Annotated in this window: 11 protein-coding genes (1 of these 11 only partly in view); 9 read left to right on the top strand and 2 right to left on the bottom strand. The window is 69.7% G+C overall.

Annotated elements, in window-relative coordinates; translation table 11 throughout:
* On the top strand, window positions 1–75 hold the 3' end of the coding sequence (locus M2351_RS17875; protein WP_264657472.1) for a hypothetical protein. 312 nt of this gene lie to the left of the window's left edge; only the last 75 of its 387 coding nucleotides appear in the window; the start codon falls outside the window, past its left edge; the stop codon is at window positions 73–75.
* Here the strand turns inward: M2351_RS17875 and M2351_RS17870 are convergent.
* The gene (locus tag M2351_RS17870) at window positions 63–983 is read right to left on the bottom strand and encodes a LysR family transcriptional regulator (RefSeq protein WP_264657471.1); all 921 of its coding nucleotides are present in this window, start codon (window positions 981–983) and stop codon (window positions 63–65) included. The genes M2351_RS17875 and M2351_RS17870 overlap by 13 nt on opposite strands.
* 113 nt (window positions 984–1,096) lie before the next feature.
* On the opposite strand from M2351_RS17870, the gene M2351_RS17865 reads away from it, so the two are divergent.
* A complete protein-coding gene (locus M2351_RS17865) occupies window positions 1,097–2,176 on the top strand; it encodes a tartrate dehydrogenase (RefSeq protein ID WP_264657470.1) in 1,080 nt (359 codons plus the stop codon).
* Between the two features lie 118 nt (window positions 2,177–2,294).
* On the top strand, window positions 2,295–3,644 hold the full coding sequence (locus tag M2351_RS17860; protein WP_264657469.1) for an amidase: 1,350 nt from the start codon (window positions 2,295–2,297) through the stop codon (window positions 3,642–3,644).
* Window positions 3,645–3,739: 95 nt separating this feature from the next.
* Here M2351_RS17860 and M2351_RS17855 read toward each other — a convergent pair whose 3' ends face one another.
* Window positions 3,740–5,326, bottom strand: coding sequence for a gamma-glutamyltransferase family protein (locus M2351_RS17855; RefSeq protein ID WP_454464589.1), 1,587 nt, complete (start codon window positions 5,324–5,326; stop codon window positions 3,740–3,742).
* Between the two features lie 261 nt (window positions 5,327–5,587).
* Between M2351_RS17855 and M2351_RS17850 the strand changes: the two genes are divergently transcribed.
* The 6 genes from M2351_RS17850 to M2351_RS17825 all read left to right on the top strand — a co-directional run bounded on the left by M2351_RS17850 (window position 5,588) and on the right by M2351_RS17825 (window position 10,321).
* Window positions 5,588–6,508 (top strand): YihY/virulence factor BrkB family protein, encoded by a 921-nt coding sequence (locus M2351_RS17850; protein ID WP_264657468.1) that lies wholly within the window; start codon window positions 5,588–5,590, stop codon window positions 6,506–6,508.
* Window positions 6,505–7,473 carry a cation diffusion facilitator family transporter gene (locus tag M2351_RS17845; RefSeq protein WP_264657467.1) on the top strand — a complete coding sequence of 323 codons (969 nt, stop codon included), beginning with the start codon at window positions 6,505–6,507 and terminating at the stop codon, window positions 7,471–7,473. The genes M2351_RS17850 and M2351_RS17845 overlap by 4 nt, the downstream gene beginning before the upstream one ends.
* A gap of 54 nt (window positions 7,474–7,527) precedes the next feature.
* Window positions 7,528–8,088: a ubiquinol-cytochrome c reductase iron-sulfur subunit gene (petA, locus tag M2351_RS17840; protein ID WP_264657466.1), complete on the top strand. Its 561-nt coding sequence runs from the start codon at window positions 7,528–7,530 to the stop codon at window positions 8,086–8,088.
* A 327-nt stretch (window positions 8,089–8,415) separates the two neighbouring features.
* Window positions 8,416–9,120, top strand: coding sequence for an RNA polymerase sigma factor (locus tag M2351_RS17835; RefSeq protein ID WP_264657465.1), 705 nt, complete (start codon window positions 8,416–8,418; stop codon window positions 9,118–9,120).
* Window positions 9,117–9,872: an alanine racemase gene (locus M2351_RS17830; RefSeq protein ID WP_264657464.1), complete on the top strand. Its 756-nt coding sequence runs from the start codon at window positions 9,117–9,119 to the stop codon at window positions 9,870–9,872. The genes M2351_RS17835 and M2351_RS17830 overlap by 4 nt, the downstream gene beginning before the upstream one ends.
* Window positions 9,848–10,321, top strand: coding sequence for an alanine racemase C-terminal domain-containing protein (locus M2351_RS17825; protein WP_264657463.1), 474 nt, complete (start codon window positions 9,848–9,850; stop codon window positions 10,319–10,321). Before M2351_RS17830 ends, M2351_RS17825 begins: the two co-directional genes overlap by 25 nt.
* Window positions 10,322–10,328 lie beyond the last annotated feature (7 nt).

Raw genomic sequence — 10,328 nt, 5'->3', positions numbered from 1 at the left:
CGGCAGGTTGCGCGGGTGCGCTCGCTGATGCGTTTCGCGCTTGGCGACCTGTTCGAGGGTGCCTATTCGGCCTGAGCGTTCGCCAAATCGACTTGACGGAAGTGCTGTTCGAAGAATTCCACGCAGACCCGAAGCTTGGCCGACGTCGTGAGGCGGGCGGGATAGACCGCCCACACGTCGGCCGGCTGGCTGTGGCCGGGGAGGATCCGGACCAGCCGGCCGGCGTCCACCGCCGATCGGACGTCCCACAGCGACCGCAGCATGATGCCGCGGCCGGCCAACGCCCATTGGTGCACGATTTCCCCATGATTGGCCGCCAAGGGCCCGGTGACCCGCACGGAGGTCTCGCCCTCCGGGCCATTCAGTCGCCAGACGCCGAAGGGGTGGTCGCGCTCCTTGATGACCAGGCAGTCGTGGCTGGCCAAGTCGTCCAGGTGCCGCGGCGTTCCGCGCCGCTCCAGATAGGCCGGTGAGGCGCAGAGGATGCGTCGGTTGGAGGCGAGGCGCCGCGCCATCAGCTGCGGCGCGATCTCGTTGCCGACGCGGATGTCCAGGTCGATCCCCTCCCCCGCCAGATCGGCCAGCCGGTCCGACACGTCGAAGCGGATCTCCAACGCGGGATACCGCTCCGCCAGCGTGTTGAGGGCCGGCGCAACGTGGACGCGGCCGAAACCGAAGCTGCTGCTGATGCGGATGAGGCCGCGCGGGGCGAGCCGCGTCTCCGACACCTCCTCCACCATATGGTCGACGTCGTCGAGGATGGTCTGGGCCCAGCGGTAGACGCGCTCCCCTGCCTCCGTCACCGCGACCCGCCGCGTGCTGCGGTGGAGCAGTTTCACGCCCAGGCTGCCTTCCAGCATCTGGATCCGCTTGCTGACGTAGGCGGGCGAGGCGCCGAGCGCGTCGGCGGCCGCGGCGAAGCCCGACTTGCGCGCGACGAGGCAGAACACACGCAGATCTTGGAGTTGCGGCTCATTGTTCATGGTTCGTGGCTTATGTGTGCATGGATCGGCGGATTATTAACGCTTTCCGCTTCTGCTAGGCTAGCGCCCCGCTGAACCAAATCATCCGCCGCGCGGCGGTCACAGGAGGAACCATGAGCAAGACCTACAGGATCGCCGCCATTGCCGGCGACGGCATCGGCAAGGAGGTGCTGCCGGAAGGCATCCGCGTGGTCGAGGCCGCCGCCGCCAAGTTCGGCCTGAGCATCGAATTCACCAGCTTCGACTGGGCGAGCTGCGACTACTACCTCCAGCACGGCCAGATGATGCCGGACGACTGGTTCGAGACCCTGAAGGGCTTCGACGCGATCTACTTCGGCGCGGTCGGCTGGCCGGACAAGGTGCCGGACCACATCTCGCTCTGGGGATCGCTGATCAAGTTCCGGCGGGAGTTCGACCAGTATGTGAACCTGCGGCCGGTGCGGCTGCTACCGGGGGTGCCCTGCCCGCTGGCCAACCGCAAGCCGGGCGACATCGACTTCTTCGTGGTGCGCGAGAACACCGAAGGCGAGTATTCCGCCGTCGGCGGCCGCGTGTTCGAAGGCACGGAGCGCGAGTTCGTGCTTCAGGAGGCCGTGTTCACCCGCCACGGCGTCGACCGCATCCTGAAATTCGCCTTCGAGCTGGCCAACAGCCGGCCGCGGAAGAAGCTGACCGCCGCCACCAAGTCCAACGGCATTTCCATCAGCATGCCCTATTGGGACGAGCGGGTGGTGGAGATGGGCAAGTCCTACCCAGGCGTCGCCTGGGACAAGCAGCACATCGACATCCTGTCCGCACGCTTCGTCATGCAGCCGGACCGCTTCGACGTGGTCGTCGCCTCCAACCTGTTCGGCGACATCCTGTCGGACCTGGGCCCGGCCTGCACCGGCACCATGGGGCTGGCGGCCTCCGCCAACCTCAACCCGGAGCGCCGCTTCCCGTCGCTGTTCGAACCGGTGCACGGGTCCGCGCCGGACATCTACGGCAAGCTGATTGCCAACCCGATCGCCATGATCTGGTCCGGCGCCATGATGCTCGATTTCCTCGGCGACGGGGACGCGGCTTTCAAGGCGGCCCACGACGCCATCATGGCGGCGATCGAAAAGGTCCTGGTCGAAGGCCCGCGCACGCCCGACGTCGGCGGGACGGCCAACACGACGGAGGTCGGCAAGGCCGTCGCGGCGGCTCTGTGATCCGCCCGCCCGCATACCGAGCATCCGTCACGGCTGCCATCGCCACGCGGGCGTTGCATCACCCGGCGCCGCCCTGACACTCTGGCGGCGCACATTCCACCACGCCGCCAAAGACGCCATGACGACGAACCCGACGGTCCTCAGCCTGTCCCGCCAGTTGGAAGCGGGCGCCACCACGAGCCAAACGCTCGTCGAGGCGAGCCTCGCCGCCATCGCGGCCGGCGGGGAGGAAGCCCGCAAAACCTTCACCGCGGTGCATAACGCCGCCGCACGCGACGCCGGCCAGGCGCAGGATCTGCTGCGCCGGGCCGGCCAGCGGCCCCCCTCCCCGCTCGCCGGAATTCCGGTGTCCATCAAGGACCTGTTCGACGAGGCCGGTCGCACGACGCTGGCCGGGTCGAAGGCCCTGGTTGGTGCTCCGCCCGCCGAACGGGACGCCGACGCGGTTGCCCGCCTGCGCGCGGCCGGGGCGGTGGTGGTCGGCCGCACTAACATGACCGAGTTCGCCTTTTCCGGCGTCGGCATCAACCCCCATTACGGCACGCCCGGCAATCCGACCGACCCGGCCCGCATTCCCGGCGGGTCTTCCTCCGGGGCCGGCGTGTCGGTGGCGGCGGGCTACGTTCCGCTGGCGTTGGGCACGGACACGGGTGGTTCCGTGCGCATCCCCGCCGCATTGTGCGGGGTCGTCGGCTTCAAGCCGACGCAGCGGCGCGTGTCCCTGCGCGGCACGGTCCCGTTGTCCTGGTCGCTCGATTCCATCGGGCCGCTCGCCCGGACCGTTGAGTGCTGCGCCGTCGCCGACGCCGTGCTGGCGGGAGAGGCGGAATGGGTACCGCCGCCGGTTGGCCTGGCCGGGCTGCGCTTCGCCGTTCCGCAGGCGGTCGTGCTGGAGGGTCTGGCGGAGCCCGTTGCCCGCGCCTTCGACGCTGCCTGCCGCCGCCTGTCGGAGGCCGGCGCGCGCATCGTCGAAATTCCGATGGCGGAGCTGACCGACATCGGCCCGGCCAACGCGCGGGGTGGCCTCCCGGCCGCCGAGGCGATTTATTGGCACCGCGACCTGCTGGACCGGAAGAGCGACCTGTACGACCCGCGGGTGCGGGTGCGCATCGAGCGCGGGCGGACCATGACCGCCGCCGACTACATCGACGTAACGCAGCGCCGCGCCGACATGATCGCCCGCGCTGACCGCAGCACGGCGGAATACGACGCTCTGCTGATGCCGACGGTGCCGATCACCGCCCCGCGCTTCGAGGAATTCGCCGCGGATTCGGACTTCACGCGGCTGAACATCTTGCTGCTGCGCAACTGCGCGTTGTTCAACTTCCTGGACCGGTGCGCCATCAGCCTGCCGATGCAGGAGGCGGGGAGCCTGCCCTGCGGCCTGATGCTGGTGGGCGCCACCGGCGCCGACCGGCGCCTGCTGGCCGTCGCTGGCGCGGTCGAGCCGGTGGTGGCGCCCCGGTAGTCCGCTGGACCGCGACGGCGGTCCCGGCCGCACGTGCGGCCGAAGCCCGGCCGGCATGTGAGGCCGTTTGAATCTAAAGCGAACGGAAGTTCGCTTTAGAAACCGAGCGCGCAGCCGTCTTTTCTGGCGTCGGACCCGCCGACCAGCAGGCCGGTTGCGTGGTCGATCCAGATGGCCTGCGCGCCGCCGAGCGCGTCGGCGCGTCGGGTGATCTTATGGCCGCGCCGCTCCAACTCCGCCACTGTGGCGTCGGGGATGGAGCGTTCCACCTCCAGCACGCCGTTGAAGGCGAAGCTGCGCGGCGCGTCGATGGCCGTCTGCACGTCCATCCCGCGGTCGATCACGCCGGAGACGAAGGCGGCGTGGCCGGCTGCCTGGTACTGCCCGCCCATCACGCCGAAGGGGCACACCGTCCGCCCGCCCTTGCGGATCAGGCCGGGGATGATGGTGTGCATCGGCCGGCGGCGCGGCGCCAGCGCGTTCGGGTGCCCCTCGACCAGCCGGAAGGAGGTGCCGCGGCTGTGCAGCAGCACGCCGGTCGCCGGATCCAGCTGCACGCTGCCGAAGGCGTGGAAAATGGAATTGATGAAGGAGATCGCGTTGCCGTCGCGGTCCACCACGCAGAGGTGGATGGTGTCCTTGTGCTCCGCCTCCGTCCACAGCACGGGGGGCTGGGCGCGGGTCGGGTCGACGCAGCGGCGCAGCGCCTGCGTCACCGCGTCGGACAGGAGCGTTGCCGCGACCTCCGGGCCGCTGTCGCCGATTAGCGCGTCGCGGTGATGGTAGGCGAGCTTCGTCGCCTCCGCGTGCAGGTGGTGGCGCGTGGCGTCGTCCAGCCCCTCCGACAGGTCGAAGCCGCCGAGCGTGTTCAGGATCATCAGCGCGGCGAGGCCCTGGCCGTTGGGAGGGCATTCCAGGATCTCGTAGCCGCGGTAGTCGGTGCTGATGGGCGTCACATACTCCGCCCCATCCATCGCCGCGGCGAAGTCGTCCAGCGTGTGCAGGCCGCCGCGGGCGCGCAGGAAGGCGACCAGCGATTCCGCCGTGGCACCGGTGTAGAAGGCCGCCGCCCCGCCGCGGGCGATGTCGCGCAGGCGCTGACCTAGCAGGGGCTGCGCGTGGCGTTCACCGGCGCGCGGCGGGCGGCCGTTCGGCAGGAAGACGGCGCGGCAGCCCTCGTCGCGCTCCAGCAGGGCGGCGTCGTTCGCCCAGTCGTGGGCGACGCGCGGGGCGACGCCGTAGCCCTCCTCGGCGTAGCGGATGGCGCGTTCGAACAGGCGGCCGAGCGGCAGACGGCCATGGTCGGCGTGCAGCCGCGTCCAGGCGGCGATGGCGCCCGGAACGGTGACGGCGTGGGCGCCGTGGCGCGGGATCTCTCCGGTGACGCCCAGTTCGGCGAGCGCCGCGACGCTGGCGGCGGCCGGCGCCCGCCCGCTGCCGTTGAGCGCCAGAACCGGCCCGCCAGCCGGGGCGTAGAGGACGAAGCAATCGCCGCCGATGCCGGTCATGTGCGGCTCGACCACCGACTGGACGGCGACGGCGGCGATGGCGGCGTCCACGGCGTTGCCGCCCGCCTGAAGGATTTCCAAGGCGGCGGCGGTGGCGAGCGGGTGCGACGTGGCGGCCACCGCCTCGCTGGCGACGACCGGTGACCGGCCGGGCCGGCAGAAGTCTCGGATCAAGGATCCCCTCCCCAATATGGTCCGGTGCGGTTCCGGACCGGTTGCTGCGCATCAGCAGACCACAGTTTGCAGAACCACGCCGGGGATTTCAGCGTTGCAAGGGGCGGCGCATGGCCGGGATGAGCGGCACGGGCACCTCGCGCCCGAAGGATCATCCGCGCGACGGAATGCCCACCCGGCCGTTACCGTCTTTGCTCGCGGTCAGGATCGGGGCCAGGACCGGGAGCGCGGCGGCAATGGCGGCTGGACCGGAGGCGTGGAATGACGGCGTTGCGACGTGGGTGGGAGATCGTATCGGACGCCACCATGGGCTGGCTGAACGACGACGCGATGAGCCTGGGCGCGGCCATCGCCTTCTACACCATCTTCTCGCTGGCGCCCCTGGCGATCCTGGTGATCGCGCTCGCCGGCCTCGTCTTCGGCGACGAGGCGGCGCGGGGGGCGCTGGTCGACCAGTTGGGGGCACTGATCGGGCAGGACGCCGCGCACACGGTGCAGGAACTGATCGCCCGCGCCGGCAACCGGGGAACCAGCGTCTGGGCCAGCGTGATCGGCATCGGGACCATCGTCGTCGGCTCCACCACCGTCTTCGCCGAGCTGCAAGCCGCGCTGAACCGCGTGTGGAAGGCGGCGCCGCCGCAGGAATCGACCATTACCTGGCTGGTGAAGGTGCGCCTGAAGGCGCTGGCGCTGATCGGCGCCATCGGCTTCCTGCTGATCGTCTCGCTGGTGGTCAGCGCGGCGCTGGCGGCCTTCGGCACCTGGGCCGCCAGCTACCTGCCGGCCCTGCCGACCTTGCTGTGGGTGTTCGACGTCGGCATGTCCTGGCTGGTGCTGACAGCGCTGTTCGCGATGATCTACCGCATCCTGCCCGACACCTGGATCCCGTGGATGGACGTCTGGCTGGGGGCGGCGGTCACCGCCTTCCTGTTCGCGGTAGGCAAGTTCCTGATCGGCTTCTACCTGGGCACCAGCGGAGTCGCGACGGTCTACGGGGCGGCGGGGTCGTTCGTCCTGATCCTGATGTGGGTTTACTATTCGGCCGCCATCTTCCTGTTCGGGGCGGAGCTGACCCGCGCCTATTCCGAGCGGATCGGAAGCCGCGCGCACCGCGAACGGGCCGCCCGGCACGGCGCGGCCGCAGAAGGACCGACAAAGGGGCCGACGAAAGGAATGGCATGACGCAAAGCGCCGCAGAAGGATCAAAGGCCGAGGGATCGACGAAGGTCGTCTACGCCGCCATCGCGGCCAACTTCGCCATCACCGTCACGAAGTTCGTCGCCGCGGCGATCACCGGCAGTTCCTCCATGCTGAGCGAGGCGGTGCATTCCGTGGTGGACACCGGCAACGAGGCGCTGATGCTCGTCGGCATCCGGCGCGCCCGCAAGCCGCCGGACGAAAGCCATCCCTTCGGCTACGCGCGCGAGCTGTATTTCTGGCCCTTCGTGGTGGCGCTGGTCATCTTCGCCGGCGGCGCCGTGGTCTCCGTCTACGAGGGGGTGGAGAAGATCCTGCACCCGCAGCCCATCGAATCCGCCTGGATCAATTTCGCCGTGCTGGGCGTCGCCTTCGTGATGGAGACGGTAAGCTGGGTGGTCGCCTGGCGGGAGTTCAACGCGCGCCGCGGCGACGCCGGTGTGTTCGAGACGGTGCACGCCAGCAAGGACCCGACCGTCTTCATCGTGCTGTTCGAGGACAGCGCCGCCCTGATCGGCCTGCTGATCGCCGCCGCCGGCATCACCGCCGAGGTCGTGCTGGAAAACCCGGTGTACGACGGGATCGGGTCGGTGCTGATCGGCGGCGTGCTGGCGGTGACCGCGGCCTTCCTGGCCTATGAGACGAAAAGCCTGCTGATCGGGGAGTCGGCACGCCGCGACCTCGTCGACGGGGTGCGCGCGATCCTGGAGGCCGAGCCCGCGGTGGAGCGGGTCAACGAGGTGCTGGCCTTGCATCTCGGCCCCGAGGTGGTGGTCTCCAACATCAGCGTGGACGTCCGCGACGACCTTGCCGCCGGCCACGTGGAAGAGGCGCTGGAGCGGATCGAGCGGACGGTCAAGGACCGCTATCCGGAGATCAAGCGGGTGTTCACCGAAATCCGTGCGTCCCGCACGCCCCACGATGGAACCCGCCGCGTCGCCCGAAGTTGATTCCCTGTCCGCCCCTCTGGACGGCGCCCTCCGAACGATCAAGGGAGGTTTGCCATGGACGACCCGACGCCCGCGTATGGCTCCGCCGGTGAAGCCGACGCACATGCCAAGCGGCGCGATTTTCTCTACCTGACCACCATGGCGGTGGGCGCGGTCGGCACCGCCGCGGCGATCTGGCCTTTCATCGACAGCATGAACCCGTCGTCCGACACGCTGGCACTCGCGTCCATCGACGTGGACCTGGCGCCGGTGGCCGTGGGTCAATCGCTCACCGTCACTTGGCGCGGCAAGCCGGTCTTCATCCGCCACCGGACGCCGGAGGAAATCCAGGAGGCCCGCTCGGTCGCGCTGAACGACCTGCCGGACCCGCAGGCGGACGACAAGCGCGTCAAGAAGCCGGAGTGGCTGGTCGTCATCGGCATCTGCACCCACCTCGGCTGCGTGCCGCTGGGCCAGAAGCCGACCGACCCGCGCGGCGACTATGGCGGGTGGTTCTGCCCGTGCCACGGCTCGCAATACGACACGTCGGCCCGCATCCGCCGGGGGCCCGCTCCGGCCAACCTTGTGGTGCCGCCCTACGCCTTCCTGAACGACACCAGCATCCGTTTGGGGTGACCGCGTCGCGTCGCCGTTTCGGGGTTCTTTTTCTTCCCCGCAAAACGAAAATGATTGCTGTGCTGCAAACGCGGGGCGCCAACCGGTGGCTCCGCCCGCGATCTTCTGTCACAGCGGGCAAAACCCAATCACAACAGCCTCGTTTGTCCAGCTTTTGTCGCGCACAATACATACGTAACGCATAAAAATTTACGTCCAGATCATTCACACATCCCGAGCAGCGAACGTCCCTTTGGCATAACGCGCAAGGGACGTTTTATGCGGCAGAACATACAATCTAAGCCTGCGGTCGCAATCGGAAACATGGCGGACCGGAGGCGTGGGGCCATGCGGCCCCGCCCCTGCCCACCCCCCTTCGACAAGGCCTCCTTCGAAAAGGGTGGGCGCCTGTTCCGCGACGACCGCGATCTTCAGCAAATGGAAGACGCCTCCCTTCTAGACCGTATCGCGCAGGGCGACCGTTCGGCGTTCTGGGTCTTCTGGTGCCGTTACCACGCCGACCTTTTCTGGACGTACCATCGCCTTTGCAAGGGAAACCGGCAGGAAATCCACGACTGCCTCAGCGGCCTTTGCCTGAACCTGTCGGAAGCGCTGCCGGTCTACGCGCGTTCGATCGTGAAATGCCGGACGTGGCTGCGGCGCACGGCAATCAACCACTTCATCGACACCCACCGCTCCCACCAGCGCAGCCCGGTGCTGGTTGGCTCGTTGAACGAGGTCGCCCTTCTCGCCGACGGCAGCGGCGCGCGCGAGAGCGACGATCCGGAACGCACCAACGCCGACCGCGCCCTGCTTCTCAAGGTGCTTCGCTCGCTCGACCAGATCCGCGACGCGCGCGTGCGCCGGGCCGCGCACATGCGCTTCATCGAGGAGCAGCCCTACACCGCCATCGCCGAGGCCATGTCGGTGACCGAAGAGCTGGCCCGGAAATGGATCCAGCAGGTTCGCGCGCACCTGCGCCAATCCGTGCCGGATCATCGGGACGGCCTGTCCGCGTCCCGATTGCGGCCATCCGCCCCGCGGCGCGCATGACACGCGCATCCCTGGACCGGCGGCGGTTCCCGACCGTCTGGGCCGACATCGACCTGCACGCGCTGGGCCGCAACCTGACGACTCTCCGCCGGTACCTTCCCGTGGGGATGGCCGTCTATGGGGTGGTGAAGGCCGACGCCTATGGGCACGGGGCGCCGGCCGTCGCGCGGGCGTTGCAGCACGCCGGTGTCGACGGGCTGGTCGTCGCCGACCTGGAGGAGGGCACGGCGTTGCGCCGCGTCGGGATCGAGCGGCCCGTGCTGGTGCTCGACCCGCCACTGCCGCAGCAGGCGACGGCCCTGGCGGCGCAAGGCCTGGCCGCCACCGTCACGAGTGTCGTGGAGGCGGAACAGCTGGCGCGGGCCGCCGTCCGCACCGACACCGCCGCACCGGTCCCGGTGCATGTGCGGGCGGACACGGGATTCGGCGGCCTCAATGCACCGCCCGGCTCGCTGCTCGATCTGCTCGCCGCCATCGCCCGGACACCGGCGCTGCGGCTCGCCGGCCTCTACACCCATCTGTCCGGTCACGGGAGCATGGCCGGGCTGAAGGAGCTGGAACGGTTCGGCATGCTGGTGGCGCAGCCGGCCTGCTGCCGCCGCTGGTGCACGCGCTCAGCGGTTCCGCGCTCGCCGACGCGGCGCTGGCGACGGCCGCGCAGCGCATCGGCTGCACGGCGGTGCGCTGCGGGTCGTTGCTCTATGGTCTTCGCGCGATGCCGGGCTCCATGCCCTTTCCCTACACGCCCGTGATGGCGGTGAAGGCGCGGATCATCCGGCTGGCGACCTTGGAGCCCGGCGACCGGATCCCTGGGAGCGCCGCGCTGTCGGTGAGCCGCCGGACGCGCGCCGCGCTGGTGCCGATCGGCTTCTCCGACGCGCACCATCTCCTCCGCCTCGCCGGGGGGAGCCTGCTGGTCCGCGGGCAAGAGGTGCCCATTCTGGGAACGCCCTTCATGAGCGGCCTTCTCGCCGACGTCTCCAGCGTCCCCGACGTCCAGCCCGGCGACGAGGTGGTGCTGCTCGGGAGCCAGGGCGGTGCGACTCTTCCCGCCGAAGCGCTGGCGGAGCGGAGTGGCCTGCCTCCAGCGGCGATTCCGCTGCTCGGCCCGCGGGTGCCCCGCCATTACCGCACCGTTCCCGGGGCCACCGCGGAACCCGAAACGGCGCGTGCCCCCCACCGCGAGACGGCGCCGGCGTAACGTCCCC

Origin of the sequence: Azospirillum canadense, assembly GCF_025961225.1 — a bacterium.
Lineage (GTDB): Bacteria > Pseudomonadota > Alphaproteobacteria > Azospirillales > Azospirillaceae > Azospirillum > Azospirillum canadense.
The sequence above is the reverse complement of the archived record's forward strand: the minus strand, read 5'-3'. Positions and strand labels throughout refer to the sequence as shown.

What these genes read in the sequence shown, in the direction of transcription:
- M2351_RS17860 (WP_264657469.1), top strand. Translation starts at nt 2,295, where the DNA reads ATGACGACGAACCCGACGGTCCTCAGCCTGTCCCGCCAGTTGGAAGCG.
- M2351_RS17835 (WP_264657465.1), top strand. Translation starts at nt 8,416, where the DNA reads ATGCGGCCCCGCCCCTGCCCACCCCCCTTCGACAAGGCCTCCTTCGAA.
- M2351_RS17865 (WP_264657470.1), top strand. Translation starts at nt 1,097, where the DNA reads ATGAGCAAGACCTACAGGATCGCCGCCATTGCCGGCGACGGCATCGGC.
- M2351_RS17825 (WP_264657463.1), top strand. Translation starts at nt 9,848, where the DNA reads ATGCCCTTTCCCTACACGCCCGTGATGGCGGTGAAGGCGCGGATCATC.
- M2351_RS17830 (WP_264657464.1), top strand. Translation starts at nt 9,117, where the DNA reads ATGACACGCGCATCCCTGGACCGGCGGCGGTTCCCGACCGTCTGGGCC.
- M2351_RS17870 (WP_264657471.1), bottom strand. Translation starts at nt 983, where the DNA reads ATGAACAATGAGCCGCAACTCCAAGATCTGCGTGTGTTCTGCCTCGTC.
- M2351_RS17850 (WP_264657468.1), top strand. Translation starts at nt 5,588, where the DNA reads ATGACGGCGTTGCGACGTGGGTGGGAGATCGTATCGGACGCCACCATG.
- M2351_RS17845 (WP_264657467.1), top strand. Translation starts at nt 6,505, where the DNA reads ATGACGCAAAGCGCCGCAGAAGGATCAAAGGCCGAGGGATCGACGAAG.
- petA (WP_264657466.1), top strand. Translation starts at nt 7,528, where the DNA reads ATGGACGACCCGACGCCCGCGTATGGCTCCGCCGGTGAAGCCGACGCA.